Genomic DNA, 15,460 nt, shown 5'->3' on the forward strand with positions numbered 1-15,460 from the left:
AAGGAAATCGTGAGTAATCGTTATTCTGGCTTCATTTTGCCATTACGGTCCTGGAGCCGGTCGAGGCTCAAAATTCTCGTCATCACAGTGAATTTGGTTGTCATCACCGATATACAGGTTCACTTCCTTGAAAGCGCACGCAGCATCATCCAACTGAACCCCAACCTCGTCGAGATTGCGATCTAGATAGCCAACACCATGACCATTCCGCGTCAACCAGAAGTCACTTCCAGCCTGAGCTAACGTGTAGTCAGGCCTCTCGGTTGCTTCTGCCACCAAAGCACCATGTGCCTCAAGGAACGCTTCGCAATGGCGTCTCAAAGCGGCATCGCATTCCGGCGATACTTCCCGGCCGCTGTCCGCCAGATATTCGTTTTCCTCTTCCATGTTTTCTTCGTAGAAATCATTTGGAGAAATAGCAAGTGCAGTCTCCCGGTAAGCCGACAGGAACTCTTCAAGCTCGGCCGTCTTGGAAAACGTAGCTTGAGGATAAATCTTGATGATTTCGGCCTTCACTTCATCTAGCGACCTGCCACGGACGAAAACGCACTCCAGAGCGTCGAGAGATTCTCCTTCAGCGCGATAAATGTAGTCATTGTCTGGACGGCCCCAATAGGCTCCACCCACGTCATAATCACCATCAACCCATTTCAACCGTTCAAGTTCGAACTGCACAGGATAATCTGTGTTACAGATATTGTCTGGGCGCCCCATGGGGGCTCCAAATTCAGAGGAAACATTTTGCAGCGGTCTCATGATAATGTGCGTCCACTTTGAGTTCAGTTTCAATATTCCCACAGAATTCCTGATCGCTTGGCAAGCGACAACAAACCGGTTGCCATCAAACACGCAGAGACATGTTTTCCTTGTTGCCATACAATGTGGCACATAACTCTGCGACCAAATCCTGTTGGCCAAGAAACCAGTCTCGCGCGCGCTGCTCAATGATGTCTTCCGTTGCCCCGAATTCTGAAGACGGTCCACTTTGCTGCCCATTCTCCAATCGTTTGTCGATGGCCCGCAGCACTTTCGACACGACCTCGGGCCACTCGTCCCCATCTGTGACCCGAGCGGCGTAAACTTCATCCGGCGTCAGCCCGCCGGTTTCCTGTATCCATTCCAGCGCATGAAAGACTTCGTGTGGGATGGTGACAAGCCAGGCCTCCAGATCGCATTCCAGCCAGGGCCCTGACCGATTTAGTAGATGGCGGCCTGCCTCAAGATTAATGAAGACCTCATGGCGTTCAGATGTGTTGACATAGTACTCGTCTTCTTCGCTGTCATAGCGTCGAGAAGAAGAGATGGCATGGAAGCCAAGAGCATCCTCAGGCACATCCCAATTGGTGCATTCGGTACCGGTCGCAAGATGAACGTATACATCCACGCTCTTATCGACCCTTTCGGGCAGGGACATTTCAGCAGATGCGGCGAATGCCTTGATAACAAGTTCGCAAATCTCTGCGAGCTTGACCAAATCTTCGTCAAGGCTTTCAACTCTGCGGCTGATTAAACGAACAGCGCTCACTATCTCAAACCTCATCCGTCATATAGCCGTTATGGGGAGGCGCTTTCCACTCGCTTCGCAAACAGCTAATGAACTATCTACGACGCCGTCGTCACATTTTCGGCGAAGGGGGTGCCTCATTGTCTTTTTCTGGTTTGGCCATTCGCGTTGAAACAGCCTTCCTCAGCGGTCCTATTGCGTTCGACATACTCTTCTTCGCCTGGTCGTAAGCAACTCGAGCAGCCAACACTGGAATTTGGGCGAGCTCCTCGCGTCTTTGCCGCTTTATTGCTCGTTGAATGAACGCACCGTCTATGGTCATGCGCCCTTCAGAATCTCGCGGCACCTTGTTTCCAGTGACACCAACAGCAACACCTGACCCCCGAATTACCAACTCACCGGCATTGAATGGGCTTGCCTCGATTTTCGCGATTTCCGAAGAGAGAATAAGCGCTTCACCAAAGTCCACATTCTCTTCAATGCATCTTAGCTGATGACAAGATTCAAAATTTGCCCAGCCTCCAACCTGCATACCTGCTCCGATTTTCCTCAACCCAGGACAGGAACTGAAAATCATTCCATCTTTGACTTTAAGGTTTCTCGGGGTCTCGGTAAGGTAAACACAGTTCCTGACCCACATGCCGCCGTTGATGGTCAAATCAGATGGAAGCCGGGAAATAAGCTCCCCCTCAAAAGACAAGTCCCAAGCTCCATCAATCGTGCTTCCGTCTGGCACATCGCGAACATCATATATCGTGCCATCATCAGTCTGGACAGCGCCATGCAATACCGAAGGACGCGCGAGGGTAAATCCTTCTTCCTTGATTACATCAAGGAGGTAGGTTTCCGTAGTATGGAAGGGAACCCGCATTTGCTTTGATCCCCACATATCAACGATTTCAGTTCCTTTCAGCACCAGCATGGCAACCGACGCATTGTCCGGGTCTCTGAGCACCAAAGTGCCAAAGCCTTCGCCGACAACGCCAGGCATATTCGAATTGGCATATTCGTTTTGCACGGCCTCCGGACAATTCAACCAAACCAGCTTAAAACCATCAACGAACTCAATAACTTCACTTTCATCGCCAGGCGCAATCGGCAGTGTATCAGAGAAGCCGGTAGCTTCTAATCGGGCCTGTGCATGCTTCCAAAGGTCATCAAGGCTGGCTGATGTGAGAAGTTTCAACATCTCAGGCTCTGCTAGCGAATGCCGATTTATTCGAGCCTCCACGCGAAGCCAGTGACCTATCAACTGAATTTTTTCAGGTCGTCCAACTCCGTCAGGGGCAAGAACCCATTCGTATGGAAACAATGCTTGGTTAGCTGCCTCACCGACGGTTCTTTCAATGATAGCGTGATAGATTGTCTTGATAGCCTCGTCGAATGTCAAATCATTGACTGTTGCGTGTATCCATTCGCCTGGTTTTCCGAAGTTGGACATTATTACCTCCAAGGCTATCGTTTTGTGCAATCCCTGTAGGGACTTTCAGCGACCGGGACAGGGTGCGGTTTGCTAGAAACTGTCGAAGTCACCCGCCGGAGAAAAGTGCGTATCCAACCTAAAGCCTCGCCCGTGCTAAAATAGTGACTGGAACCTTCATATCACAGTGGTATGCAAGCCAGACCGCAGCGTCTGAGTGGTGGGTTTAACACCGGCGGCCCTAAATTCGAAGATCCAGGTGCCACCGGTGCAACGGTTAAACTTCCGCAAGCTTCATTGCTGCATTGTAACGGCCGTTCTTTGTCACGACCGTCGCTCTACCAGGCTCCACTTCCGAAAGATGTATGCTTACGCTCCGTTTCAGAGCAGGCGACAGAGGCGAATGTTGCCATCCGAAAACAAGGCATGCACCCGAGGCTCCTGCCTCTGACATTGTCTTATCGAGATGCTGAGGAAGGGCTGCCTCGCAGTTATCCAAGACAGCAGTGACAACACCAGACACATCTGAAGTAGCGCGCGCCTTCATCGCCCTGATGATGTCGAGATAGAAGAGCCTGGCCACGTGGCCAATATCTTCGGAACCTTTCATGAGGTTCGGGAATTGAACCACCAAGATCCGCTTCTCAGCGATGATTTTATCAAGAGACGTAGCATCGCTATGATGATGGAAGATGTCTCCATAAGTTGTCACCAATGGCTCCAACACCTTGTCAAAGAACAACACGTGATAGCCGTGATGAGTCAGGGTTACATGATGTTGTTCTGTCCCGGCCGACTCATCGTAAAGAGGAAGAGAACTGAGGTACAATCTCAGTTGGCTGAGAATTTCAGTTGGAATTCCGCCTTCCTGCTGGCGAAGCTCGTGTACTTTTTCGAATGAAAGGTAGGCGCGGATTGTCGCTGCATCGAGCCTGACCTCCCCCTTGTCCCGGAGCCACACCAAAGGTCGCAGTACACTGGCGAGCATTGCATTGGCGCGAATTCGCCAAATGTTTCCCGTATCTTCCTCATCAGACACGCTTTCCGAAGTCTGTGCCAATAGTTCGGCTAACTCCTCAGCCGACCCGGTGGCAAACGGGTTATATCTCACTGACCCCGTAAGGCCTGAAGGCAAACTAATGACATTCACGTCACTGGCCCGGCCATGTTTACTGGCAAACTCCCGAAGACGCTGACAGGAAACCGCGTTGCCACCGCCGTCAAGGTATACCAAGCAGTCGCCCTGATTGATGGCATTTGTTGCAATTCCAGCCAGCACATCCGATCTTGTCCGGCCGGGAGGACCGACAACCTCGAAGTGATCGACACAGTCAGGTAGAGGGATTTCAATAGGTTTCTTCAAATTGGCCGCGACTGTTCGCTTTCCACCGTCGAATTTGACCTTTATTTCGTGGCCAATCTCGAATTTTCTTCCACATGTGTTAGCCTTAGCCTTCATGGTAGGCCAGTTTCTAAAACCCGATGAGGTCGCAAGGATTTCATACGCATGAGCCAGTGAAACTTGGTGTCCCAGTTCTTTCATTCTTGATTGGATGCTGTAAGCTCGCTTCTTCAACCTTACGACGGGCGCACAAGCATTCTCGTTTCCGAGTAATGTCATCACATTCTCCAGACAGACATTCAGCAGTTAAAGGACCCCCATTGCTTTGTTCGCCAATGTCTCACTGGTAGTGTGTTGACATGGATAAATGCCGGTTCACCAAATCCTTGCGGACGGGGGTGGTAGGCTCGGCGGCCTTCAAAAAATACGATAAAACTATATGTTTTCACCGCAAGTCACGAGGTTACAGATATTCCATCCCCACCATGCGAAGGGGGGCATATTGAAAGGTGAACCAGCCACGTGCGATCTTAAAGACAAGTCAAAAAGCTTTGAAGGGAGCAGGTTACGGTGTCAGTCGAGGACGATTTGCCAATTGAAATTCTAAGATTGAAAGATTGATGTGGTGCTTCGACTTCACTTTCCAAGCTTCGCCCCAAGTATGAGCCGTCCCACCATCTTTCAGACCGGCATCCTTGTGGCTGTTGAATCCGTCATCATCTGGAGTAAACGTTCGGACGGCCGGTTCGTTCTCGCGCAGCGGACCGAAAGTAAAAGCCGCCAAGCCGTCAACATCCCCAGCAACCATTTGATTCCGGTCTTTGAACCCGTGCCCGACATTGATATGCGCCTTGGTCAATACACTTCCGATGTCCGCAAGGGAATCAATGTCGCACGCCTTGGAAAAAGCCCGATGGTACCGGTTCGTTGTGTTGCCAGCCCCACCAAAATCGCGCGGAGACGATAGAAACTCCTGCTTGGTCCGGTCAAAAGGGGCAGGCAGGAACAGCGTCAGTTCTGAAACCGCTCCTCGCTTGAACATGGTCACTGCCAGATGGTCGCCAAAGGCCGCTCCGCCGCTGACAAGATGAGACACGCCTTGCGACGCAATAATAGCTTCCAGTTCAACGAGCATGGCTTCGTAGAGTTCAGCACTCATGCGACGAGCATCATCACGTCGGCCAGCCGAGCCAATAACACCCAATTTCACTGTCATAACGCGTTCCTCTTGTGTTGCATGCAGCTAGAGAGGAGATTAAAACAATGCTGCAACATTTTGTTTTACAACCGGGATCACCGGTATGTTCGCTATCCGGTGGTGAAGCTCTCACCGCATCCGCACCTGCCGGTTTCGTTGGGATTGGTGAACGTAAATCCGGACGAGAACATGTCTTCACCCCATCCGATTTGCGTTCCCCAGAGGGCAATCTGATTCAATGGCTCCACGGCCACCACCGCACCATTTGCATCGACGACTTCATCGAATGGGCCCAATTCAGAAATCGGTTCGAAGGTGTATGATTTGCCGGAGCATCCCTTCGAAGACACCCCGAGACGAATGCCAACACAACCGGGATGCGCTGCCATCAGCTTTTTGATTTCATTCTCAGCTTCCAGGGTGATGGACACAACGTTTTCGTCGTCTTCAGACATCAAGGTCACCTATCTTTCTTAAGGAAAACTTCGGACCATTCTAATGGAAAACCCTATCCAAGCAAGGAAATATATCGTAGTTTTCTATCAACTCTCTTCCGAACAGCGAAAGGACATCCCATGAGCTTGAACATTACGGACACTGCTGCCCGCACAATCAAACAAAAGGTGCCTGCTGGACAGTTTTTCAGACTGGGTGTTAGTGGCGGTGGCTGCTCTGGATTTCAGTACGAGATGGCTGTCGACAGCTCAAAGAACGATGATGACATCCTGCTCGAACCGATTGAAGGTTTATCGGTGCTTGTCGACACCGCATCTATGGAGCTGCTTGAAGGCGCTACACTCGACTGGGAGACCAACATGACCGGCAGCCGCCTGGCTGTTAAAAATCCCAACGCCAAATCCGGTTGCGGGTGTGGTCAATCATTCTCTGTTTGAACCGGAGAAGATGATGCAGCACCCCTCACCGGGGAAAGTCATGGCTGGCTCCCGGTGAGGGGTGCCCCGTAAAGAACCAGCCTCTGACGATCACTCAGCAGCCGCCTGGCTTGTCAGATAATAATTGAGCGCTTCTTTGATCGCCCAGGCCGGATTTTCACCGTGGAATGCCGCGTAATCGCGCAGGAGAGTACAAAGCTCACCTACGGGTTTATCGGACTTCATGGCATCAGCAAGGCATTGAAGCCTGTTTCGTTCAGCAATTTGCCGAGCCTGTAATCCTCTTGCCACACCAGCTTGGTTGTCTGACATTCCCTGAATTCCTCCGTGTATTGAAGGCGGTCTTTGTTAAACGGGCAACTTAATGACCGCGACGCCACCCAAGTCCGACTTTTTTTAGCATGTCGACAACGAATGCCTCTTCGGCATCAATCTCGTCTACTTTCCAGAGCAACGGTTCGGTTTTGGGGCCGGAAATGCAGATGAACCGGTCTCCATGCGAAATGCGGATGCTTACTTCCTCTTTGTAAAATGAGGACACCACGTCGTAGCCTTCTACCGGAACTTGGCAGTGACCTCCTGGGGCCGCCGTTAGCGCAAAAGTGATCGCCGCGTTCTTAATTCGGTCATGCGCCTTGCTAACAGGGTTGTCTCCCTTGCCACGCGCTCGATCCATGACACCGTCAAGTAGCATGTCGGTATGTAGCCGAGTGGTAATCTGTTGGGTATTTTCTAGCAAGACGAACCTCATTGCCTTAAACCACAGAGCTACAGTCTGTAAATAAATTCGTCTTACCGGTCAAGAGAATATGAAGTATTTTCCTTATAATTTATGCGGCGAAAAGGACAATGGGATGGATATTCCTTGAAAATGGTATGCCTGATGAAATACGGGTCTCGTGTATTCACGTTCGGCCGCGACAGTGGTCAAGCCTTCATCGACGAGCAACGCCTGAAGATAGCCAGTCCAGAAACCAATTTCGCCATCGGATGCATAATCAATGGCCCGTTCCATCGTGGATATCGCTGTCACTAGCGGCCGGGCATCACCCTGATAACCGGCTACCATCTCACGGTATCTTGCAACAAGGTGGCCGGTCGCGGTGGAGACTGGTGAACAACGCGATCGCGTTTTTGAAGGAGACGACCAAACTTCTGGCAGTACAGGCTCCCTGAGGCTTCCATGAATGAAACCGATCCATCGAGCGGCTTTATCAACCGGGAAGTCCTCATAACTTCGGGTGACCGTGTCAAACATCCAGATAAGGTGTTCATTCCTGGCTGATTGGGGGAGTTGGCGGAGCAACAATTCGGTTGAGTCAAAATCATGTCTCATGGAGCCTCGGCACTTGCAAGGGGAGGGATATCTGACTTTAACCCTCCACCTTGCAATACAGCCCGGGTTAGCTATGGCCGACACGCTCGGCGAGGAACATACCATAATCAACCGATGGATCGATGGGAGGAACTCGAGTTCCTGTTTTCACGATTTCATCGAACCAGGCATACAGTTTGCTCTGATGTCGAGCTCCCATCCGGATAAAGTCCTCCGGCAGTTGTTCAGCCCAGTAGGGGTCAAGATTGACCACGAGCTCCAGACGCCGCTGACGTTCAACCGGAGTAGGGGCACTTGCAACCCCAGCCCACTTTCCGATCTGGGCCAGGAAAATCTGCCATGGAGCTTTATTTGCCCGTGTCAGGTCGATTTGACCGGCTTCCACCTCCATGATGAAATTCTGTTCGGCAACCACAATGTCATCGCTGCTAAGCCGCTTGCTTGCCGCAACGGAGAGAACCCCCATCATCAGCGATGGCCTCCAGCGTTTGAGCTTTCTCACATGCGCTGCCAACTGGCGGGCCTGTCGGTCCTGGAGCTCTGCTTCCCGTACAGCGGCGGCAAGGCCAGAAAGGCGCGCGCGCGGCATATCGTTGAGCATCCGGCCAAACTCTCGCTCTGCAAACCGCAACCACAGGGGCTGCCAATACCGGTCTTCGACCAGTCCGTCTCGGATGTCGTCCACCGAGAGCTCATGAAATGGCGTGTTGGCATAGGTTGGATCGAACCCTGCCTCGCTGAGATAAATGTCCACAATCCCTGTAAAGAGCTTGGCCGGGTCACGCTGTGCCGCCTTGAGAAACATTTCCGCCAGAAACGAAATACGGTCATTGTCGCTTGCACGCATGCGGTATGCCCAGGCGATTTCCTGCTTCCAGCGAACCATAGAAAAGCTCAGAGCGAGGTCACCGCCATGTTTGCTTCGAACCGCGTCATGAACACGAAACGAGACATGATAGGGGTCCGCCACCCGACTTTTGGCCCATTCTAGGAAGTTTGTATCGGGGTCTGAAGCCATCTTCTTGAAATAGGGTTTACCAGCAAAGACAATCAGGTCATTTACCCACTCGCTGTAGAGCTTTTCCCCATTACTGGCGCCTGGCCAACCCGCAGCGGTCGCAAGTGTATTCGCTTCGAGTTTCGTTTCCGGACGAACCGTTAACTGCGACAAAGCCTTTTTGATAATCTCGATAACTGGCTTCACTGATTGCTGCCTTCCCATTGCTCAAGCAGACTGAAGATCGTATCGCTATGGACAATTTCCATAGAGCTGTCAGCTCGTTTAGCCAGTTCAAGTTCCAGCCAGTTCAGGAAACTCCGGTCGGCATCGCCAACTTGACGCCCACGCATGTTCTCAGACCACTGTTCCAGGAAGAACTCAACGGTCTCTCCGTCAGGCAGCATGTCCACCGCACGCTTCATAGCGTCCTGAGACACCTGAAGATAGTCTCTCTCAGAGTCAGTGTGCCCATCTACGAAATCGACAGTGTGGGGGTCCCTGACGTGCTTGCGGCCTTTACCGATTGGATCTGCCACCATCCGCATCTCAAGCAAATTGGATGGGCCTTTGGGCTTGGCAGTGAACAGCAATGACGAAATCTTGCCACCGCGGCCTGACCGAACATATTCGACGGTCACAAAGAACGGGGCAATCTGATTGAGTTCGTCGACAGACGCCTCAATCACCCGGCGCTTCAGGTTATCAAACCTTTCATATTCATTGGTGACTGCCATCGTTGTACGGAACTCTTCAATGGTCGGCTGCCAGCACGGGTATTTCCGATTGATGAACATGGCCATAATGTCATACAGCCGCTTACCACGTTTGGACTGGTATTTCCGATTGTGCAGCAGGGAGACGGTCGCAAACACTTTTGGATTGTGCAGAAACTTCAGAAGAATGGGGTCAAAGGCAAAGTGAATGAAACCATCATGCGCTTTGGATAGGTTGTATGACAGGTAGTGGACAACCGCTTCGTTCTCTACATTGGCCTCATCGACATAATTGATAAGGATCTCTACCGTACCAAGCCGGTGCAGACTTTTGAGCAACCGATCCGATGATGAATGACGCAAGTAGTTCAGAACATCCGAAACCGGAACACGATGAATGTCTCCTTCAGCAGCGGATTTCAATTCACCGTACACCCGGTTCAAAAGATAATCGAAGATTTTCAGGTCAACCAGGTCGAGTTCACCGTTTTCGCGAGCAAACACAATCTGCTCGGCTTTATGAACGAAGCCTTTGCCCGCCATTTTGAACGAAGCATCATTGAGTTGTGGTGCTGCCGACACGGCAACCGGCTTTGTATCTGCCATTTTCCTTAAGATCTCCTTTGATTTAAAGGAAAATATCCCTACAATTTAAGGAAAAGTCAACTCGGAAGTTTACTCAGAAGGGTGACTTCTTTTGTAGTGAACTTAGGCGCATTTTGTAGGGCAAACCTACAAACATGATATTCTTCAATAAGTTAGCGTCATTCAGCCAACGAAAATCCGCTAGAGACTCGGAAAGAAAACCGAAACACGTCGAAGGATAATATCTAAAAGCGATATCCTGTCGGCGCGATCTGTAGTGAAGTTCGGCGCGATCTGTAGTGAAGTAAGTCCGTAAGTTATTGTTTTTATTACGGAAAAACACCCCGAAAATATGAAAGAATCAGTATGGGTAAAATTCACTGTTTTACCGAAATCTGTAGATTCTTCATTCCCCAAAGGAGTCTTCTTCCTAAGAGAAACCTTCTTCAAAACCTATAGGGATTCCCTCCTGGAGAGATTCCTTTTAGCAAGGGTCAGCTCTCGTTTAAAAAAATTGGGGAGTCAAAATGGGTATAGGAGGATTCCGTTTAATCCATGGTTAGGAATCCCAAGGGCAGAGCCCAATTGTGGTTCAATCACCCGGCACCCGACCTTTTCCCTTCCAATAACCGGCCTCTTTACGGTTTAAGGGCAGGGGTGTCCGAAGGACTATCACCGGCTTCGTGGAGGTCCAAGGCTCCCTTGACGCACAAGTCTCTGTAAGCCGATGTGATTATCCGGCTCTTAGCTTCAGCGATGGACGGGCCAATCAACAGAGCCGTAAGTCCAATCCGGCGTTCCAGTGGAAGCTCAGGCCAACCCAATCGAAATTGATCAAAGGAAAGACCGTCTCGAATGTATGACGGCCCCCACTTGAAGGCTTCAGGAACCGGCATATGGTTAACCCGGATGTCGGACAATGCTTCTTCCAAGCTTTCTACCGTATAGCTCATTTAAGTTTTCTCTCCTTCGGCTTTCCGTACCTTCCCGGGTTCTTATAAACCGTCTGTCCAGAGACCTCTTTTGGCCTCCATCGCCGAATGCATATCGGCGCGGTACATCAATGCTCTTGCTTTCACCATCCCGGACCGGACCATGGAAGACGACAGGTCGGTTTCACCGCTAAAGCATTGTCCGATCGGTAAACCGGTGTCAAATGCCGAAATGACGATGCAACTTACACCGGTTCGCGCGGTAACAAGGGATTCCAGTACCTGCTTGCCTTCCTGTCCACAGTCCCAGGAAGTCAGTTTCATCTGACAAACCCTATCTGCCTCTGGAAACACCAAATCCCCTTGCAAACGAACCGGACCTTCTTTGAAAATCAGAGTAGCAGCGTCGGCAATATAGGGTACCCCCTGCACCCAAGAACCAACCGGTATAAGAGGTTGTGTTTTCTTCTGAGGTTCTCCCGTATCCTCAACAGATGTCGCCGTGGATAAGGACACGTTCTCTGTCGGTTGTAATAGCTCCCGTGGCATCGGTGGGGTGGTCTCCTTCTCGGAGGGAATGGATGTCGGAGCTGCCGTCTGAAAGGCCGGAGAATTGTCTACCCCACCGGTGAGGCTACCAAGCCGTTCAAAAGCTGAAGACGCTGGCGGCAAAGTAAAATCCAGGTCGTCAGCCGGGCTTTGGCCGGGCATAACCTGCGCGCTCGCCTGACACGCCAGAAAAGCCACGCCAAGAAGCACAATGGAGATGGCCGTTTTGCTACCGATTTTCATGTTATCCTTCCGAAAGGTCCACCTTCAAAGGATAAGCTGAATACCGGGAGAACTGCAAACAAACTCTGAGCCGAATAGTGTAGGTGTACAGCTCAGAGTTCATTGGAGCGCTTTTTATTTGTCGAACATTGAAATCTTTTCAAACATAGAGAGTCTCATCTCTTGGTGCCGCGAAACGAAGGCTTCCCGTAACAGTCGACTTCCAAGCTGCGGAGCATATGCTACCGAGCTCCATGCGTTGTAAGATCCGATGACGTAAAAGTCCTGCTTTGCGCGCGAGACAGCGACATTAAGCATGTTGGGAGTTTTCCCGAATGCCCATTCCCGTGCTCCGCCCTCACTATCGTCGGGAGCACCAAGAACCATGACAACGCTATCAGCTTCCCCACCTTGGACCGTGTGAATGGTTCCAACCCTTTTACTAAGGAACTGAGTGGTGTTTTTTATGCCAATATTGGTCATCAGCGAGTGCTTTTTCTCAGCGGCATCAAGCAAATCACGCAGCTCATCGGCCACTTTCCGGAAGCTGGCGATGATATAAAGGTCCGGTTCGCTTTGAGGAGTAGGTGCTTCCGCCAGGCGTATAAGAAGATCGACAAGCGCGAGACCCTCCGCTTTGCTCCACTTATCCTCAGAGCTTCCCTTTACGTCAAACCACGTTGATGGTCCCCATGTTTGCCTGAATAGAGTCTGTTTCTCCGCAGGCTCCGCATGGACCATTTTGTCGTCATAGGCAATGGCGTTGGAAATCGAGAACATGGGTTCGCGACAGCGACGATGCACCAGTAACGGAATACCTACCATTCGCGACCCTATTTCCGTCTCGAACTTTGCCTGATAGCGAGAGCAACGGTCGGCCAGCACCTGCGCCGACACTTTTGGCGCAAACCAACGTTCAAAGGTGACCCTGAAATTGTTGCAAAGCGCCAGAGACACTTTCTCAGGCAAAATGACGACCGGTTCGATTTGTAGCGGATCGCCAACCACCATTGTCCGCTTGAAGCGCATAATCGAGCCAACAGCGTGTTGCGGGCATGCCTGACCTGCTTCATCGATGAGGAGCCAGCCTAAAGTATTGGGATCGACGTCCTTGAACATGCGCGGGGCCGCAGCAAAGGTCGTTGAAATTACCGGTACAATAAGAAAAATCGACGACCATATGTCCTTGACGAACGGTTTGAGTTCCGCATCTACCGGATACCCGCTGGAGATTGCCTGGAAAGCAGACATGCAGGCTCGCATCTGCCGTGGCGCCATCAGAATGAAACATCGGTGCACATCAAGGGCAGCCTTGAATAGTTTGTGACGCCGTTCGTTGAGTTCCTCATACGCCCAAGGTGAAATTCGATTGTATCTGTCATGTCCCTGTTCAAAGAACTCCTCATCGACAAAGGAGGTGCCGTATTTTTCCTTGTAGACACTGATATTGTTTAGCAGCCTACGGGAGGCCAGTATCAATTCGTCTCGTTCGGCCTTCAATCGTTCGCTTTTTGAATGAGCCTCAAGTTGCTGTTCTTCACGCTCGCGGATTTCTCGCTGGATATCACGGATTTTCTTCTCCGTGGCCGCTTTGGTATTGAGAATGCGGTGGAACTCTGCCTTCCAGGTCTTGGCAGGCTTTGTCATAAAGAACATCGCTATCATACCCGGGCGCGCGCGCTCGCAGGCTGCAACTTCATCAACCAGATCAGATAAGTGATCGTTAAGTTCCTTGAGCCGGTTCGAATAGGCAATATCCCCAGCCGGGTCAGCTTTTAGGCGCTGGGTCTGTTCGATAATCTCTGCATCAATCTCAGAAATGCGCTCACGTGTTTCGTTTAATTCTGAGTGGGCATTTGCAGCCTTTTTGATAAGATTGATTTCGCCGATAATGTCATCCTGAAGCGACGTGAATTTAGTGCAGGCATCTTTCCAGGCCGCTTTACGTATTGGGTAAGGCTGAAGTCCCTCAATATGCGCGACCGTTGGCGTCGTATCTTCGGTTAAGTAGCCACCATCGAGCTCAATCAACGCTTTGAGGTAAGCTCTCAATCCGCATTCCCGGTCAAAATAGATTTTATCCAGGAACTTGCGTCTATTGGCCGATTTTCCGAGTGGGGCAGCAATCAATCCCCAGGTGTTCCGCTCCAGATCTCGATACCCGTTCGCGACAATGGACGTCATCCATTTGCGCATGTTGTTCGAGTTCCGCTTTTTCACTGGGATGGGTGGTTCATTATACAGCCAGTCGCTGACGGACTTGAAGTAGCGGACATCACTTCCATTTACGGCCGACATCTCAGGAAGCTCCATCGAGATGTTTTCGACTGCTTTGTTGTTGCTCGAGGCTACGACGACTTCATGTCCCGTGAGGCTTTTATCAAGACCGAAAACCTCAAACGCCCCAGACTTTTGAGTACCATCGGACGAATTATCTGACGAGCCGAAGGTTATTTTGACGCCGGTCGCGCCAAAAGCTTGGGATGGGTCACTGAACTTCACCATGGCGCATGCACGCTCATAAATCCGCTCGGCAACAATATCGCGAAGAAGAGTAGACTTTCCAGTTCCAGGAGGACCGTTGACAGCCATCAGGCCATCCTTGCCCTTCAATTCATGCTGGGCGATGTTTACGGCTGCCTGTTGGAGCAGCACAAGCGGAAAGCCTGGCCACTTGCAATGGGGCATATAGTCGGGATGTACAGCCTGTCTGATCGCTTCGTGGTCACGTAACAGGTCTTTGGGGTTCTCAGGGGCAGGGGAAAGACCTAGAAAGTCGTTGACCCCCTTGGGCAGTTCCTCCCCCTTGTCCACTTTTCTCAGGAGAAGTTCGAGGTCGGTTATGAAGAACGAGTTCAATATCGAACTGTTGCTGGATACTGATTCGCCTTTTTTGAAATTTCGACGCAGGCAAAATGAAGGCTCTAGAATGTTAAGTCCACGGTCACGTAATGAGCACTGGTCTAGCATCCACTCGAACGCCGCCTTGATTACTTTACGCGTTACCGGCTTCTCATCGCCTTCTTCGTTAGATCCCCGAAAGATTTCCTTGAGCTTTAGCTTGATGTTTTCTTCGGCCGATGTCCATTCAGACAAAACACCAAGTTTATGGTCCAGTGCCATGGGCAAGCCCCATGCAAATGAGCTGACTCCAACGTCAACGATGTGACCGTGTTCATTTACAACTGCGGTGGCGATAACGGACTTTTTGCTGCCGATATTCAGCTTCGCATCAGATGCACTGGGGCCGTAAACATCAATTATCTGTCGGGTTGCGGGTGCTAAAGGTATACTGCCAAGAACGATCTCAAAGAAAACGACGTTGTCTACGCACCCATTGGAAAACTCATCGTCTGCCGCTTGTGCACATTCACCCTGTCTGCAATGCTGGCGCTGGGAGCATTTATCAACCTTGCCTTCCCAGGGGAGTGGCCCGTTGTTCAGCGGAAACACATCGTGAGGTTTCCTGTCTGTTAGCTCCTTCGGTTTTTCGAACGGGAGCGTCGGTGACAAAACCTCAAGAGCAATCCACGATTTGAGTACAGAGGATACCGTATCCGGCTCACTTGGTCTGGCTGGGACTTCGAGATTTGAAAAATCAATCAACTCGGGAAGGGTGACTTCTTCGAAATCGTCGGAAGATGACGGCATTTCAACATTCATGGATGCTCACAGAGTCCTTGTTCAAGGCGTTCCCCGCAGGAATAGAAAAACCCTCGATGCAGTATTATCGAGGGCGCGCATTGCCGGTGAGGCGGTATTACAA

At 50.9% G+C, this 15,460-nt stretch carries 15 protein-coding genes; 1 reads left to right on the forward strand and 14 read right to left on the reverse strand.

What is annotated here, in order from left to right:
• Positions 1-42: 42 nt before the first annotated feature.
• From TH5_RS01570 to TH5_RS01595, 6 genes are all read right to left on the reverse strand, one after another.
• Positions 43-756 (reverse strand): hypothetical protein, encoded by a 714-nt coding sequence (locus tag TH5_RS01570; RefSeq protein WP_147250029.1) that lies wholly within the window; start codon positions 754-756, stop codon positions 43-45.
• A gap of 85 nt (positions 757-841) precedes the next feature.
• Entirely contained in the window at positions 842-1,525 is a 684-nt protein-coding gene (locus TH5_RS01575; protein ID WP_114120359.1) for a hypothetical protein, read from the reverse strand.
• Between the two features lie 91 nt (positions 1,526-1,616).
• Positions 1,617-2,945 (reverse strand): hypothetical protein, encoded by a 1,329-nt coding sequence (locus TH5_RS01580; RefSeq protein ID WP_114120361.1) that lies wholly within the window; start codon positions 2,943-2,945, stop codon positions 1,617-1,619.
• 256 nt (positions 2,946-3,201) lie between these two features.
• Positions 3,202-4,545: a glyoxalase superfamily protein gene (locus TH5_RS01585; protein WP_147250030.1), complete on the reverse strand. Its 1,344-nt coding sequence runs from the start codon at positions 4,543-4,545 to the stop codon at positions 3,202-3,204.
• Positions 4,546-4,831: 286 nt separating this feature from the next.
• Complete coding sequence (locus TH5_RS01590) at positions 4,832-5,482, reverse strand: hypothetical protein (RefSeq protein WP_097052779.1); 651 nt, start codon at positions 5,480-5,482, stop codon at positions 4,832-4,834.
• Between the two features lie 92 nt (positions 5,483-5,574).
• Positions 5,575-5,919 carry a HesB/IscA family protein gene (locus tag TH5_RS01595; protein ID WP_097052780.1) on the reverse strand — a complete coding sequence of 115 codons (345 nt, stop codon included), beginning with the start codon at positions 5,917-5,919 and terminating at the stop codon, positions 5,575-5,577.
• Between the two features lie 120 nt (positions 5,920-6,039).
• Here TH5_RS01595 and TH5_RS25425 point away from each other — a divergent pair, with 120 nt between their 5' ends.
• Entirely contained in the window at positions 6,040-6,357 is a 318-nt protein-coding gene (locus TH5_RS25425) for a HesB/IscA family protein (protein WP_167443428.1), read from the forward strand.
• A gap of 90 nt (positions 6,358-6,447) precedes the next feature.
• Here TH5_RS25425 and TH5_RS01605 read toward each other — a convergent pair whose 3' ends face one another.
• The 8 genes from TH5_RS01605 to TH5_RS01640 form a co-directional block, all read right to left on the reverse strand.
• Complete coding sequence (locus TH5_RS01605) at positions 6,448-6,669, reverse strand: hypothetical protein (RefSeq protein WP_097052781.1); 222 nt, start codon at positions 6,667-6,669, stop codon at positions 6,448-6,450.
• Positions 6,670-6,718: 49 nt separating this feature from the next.
• Positions 6,719-7,096 carry a hypothetical protein gene (locus tag TH5_RS01610; RefSeq protein WP_142994557.1) on the reverse strand — a complete coding sequence of 126 codons (378 nt, stop codon included), beginning with the start codon at positions 7,094-7,096 and terminating at the stop codon, positions 6,719-6,721.
• 84 nt (positions 7,097-7,180) lie between these two features.
• Positions 7,181-7,693 carry a hypothetical protein gene (locus TH5_RS25245; protein ID WP_142994558.1) on the reverse strand — a complete coding sequence of 171 codons (513 nt, stop codon included), beginning with the start codon at positions 7,691-7,693 and terminating at the stop codon, positions 7,181-7,183.
• Between the two features lie 67 nt (positions 7,694-7,760).
• Entirely contained in the window at positions 7,761-8,897 is a 1,137-nt protein-coding gene (locus TH5_RS01620; RefSeq protein WP_147250031.1) for a hypothetical protein, read from the reverse strand.
• Positions 8,894-10,012: a replication initiation protein gene (locus TH5_RS01625; RefSeq protein WP_114120371.1), complete on the reverse strand. Its 1,119-nt coding sequence runs from the start codon at positions 10,010-10,012 to the stop codon at positions 8,894-8,896. Before TH5_RS01625 ends, TH5_RS01620 begins: the two co-directional genes overlap by 4 nt.
• A gap of 617 nt (positions 10,013-10,629) precedes the next feature.
• The gene (locus TH5_RS01630) at positions 10,630-10,944 is read right to left on the reverse strand and encodes a hypothetical protein (protein ID WP_097052786.1); all 315 of its coding nucleotides are present in this window, start codon (positions 10,942-10,944) and stop codon (positions 10,630-10,632) included.
• A 42-nt stretch (positions 10,945-10,986) separates the two neighbouring features.
• Positions 10,987-11,715: a thermonuclease family protein gene (locus TH5_RS01635; RefSeq protein ID WP_097052787.1), complete on the reverse strand. Its 729-nt coding sequence runs from the start codon at positions 11,713-11,715 to the stop codon at positions 10,987-10,989.
• Between the two features lie 114 nt (positions 11,716-11,829).
• Positions 11,830-15,357: a DEAD/DEAH box helicase gene (locus tag TH5_RS01640; RefSeq protein ID WP_114120375.1), complete on the reverse strand. Its 3,528-nt coding sequence runs from the start codon at positions 15,355-15,357 to the stop codon at positions 11,830-11,832.
• Positions 15,358-15,460 lie beyond the last annotated feature (103 nt).

Source organism: Thalassospira xianhensis MCCC 1A02616 (assembly GCF_003326475.1).
Taxonomy (GTDB): domain Bacteria; phylum Pseudomonadota; class Alphaproteobacteria; order Rhodospirillales; family Thalassospiraceae; genus Thalassospira; species Thalassospira xianhensis.

Coding starts and splice junctions, on each gene's coding strand:
- TH5_RS01580 (WP_114120361.1), bottom strand. CDS start 2,945: ATGTCCAACTTCGGAAAACCAGGCGAATGGATACACGCAACAGTCAAT.
- TH5_RS01570 (WP_147250029.1), bottom strand. CDS start 756: ATGAGACCGCTGCAAAATGTTTCCTCTGAATTTGGAGCCCCCATGGGG.
- TH5_RS25245 (WP_142994558.1), bottom strand. CDS start 7,693: ATGAGACATGATTTTGACTCAACCGAATTGTTGCTCCGCCAACTCCCC.
- TH5_RS01640 (WP_114120375.1), bottom strand. CDS start 15,357: ATGAATGTTGAAATGCCGTCATCTTCCGACGATTTCGAAGAAGTCACC.
- TH5_RS01605 (WP_097052781.1), bottom strand. CDS start 6,669: ATGTCAGACAACCAAGCTGGTGTGGCAAGAGGATTACAGGCTCGGCAA.
- TH5_RS01590 (WP_097052779.1), bottom strand. CDS start 5,482: ATGACAGTGAAATTGGGTGTTATTGGCTCGGCTGGCCGACGTGATGAT.
- TH5_RS01625 (WP_114120371.1), bottom strand. CDS start 10,012: ATGGCAGATACAAAGCCGGTTGCCGTGTCGGCAGCACCACAACTCAAT.
- TH5_RS01635 (WP_097052787.1), bottom strand. CDS start 11,715: ATGAAAATCGGTAGCAAAACGGCCATCTCCATTGTGCTTCTTGGCGTG.
- TH5_RS01585 (WP_147250030.1), bottom strand. CDS start 4,545: ATGACATTACTCGGAAACGAGAATGCTTGTGCGCCCGTCGTAAGGTTG.
- TH5_RS01595 (WP_097052780.1), bottom strand. CDS start 5,919: ATGTCTGAAGACGACGAAAACGTTGTGTCCATCACCCTGGAAGCTGAG.
- TH5_RS01630 (WP_097052786.1), bottom strand. CDS start 10,944: ATGAGCTATACGGTAGAAAGCTTGGAAGAAGCATTGTCCGACATCCGG.
- TH5_RS25425 (WP_167443428.1), top strand. CDS start 6,040: ATGAGCTTGAACATTACGGACACTGCTGCCCGCACAATCAAACAAAAG.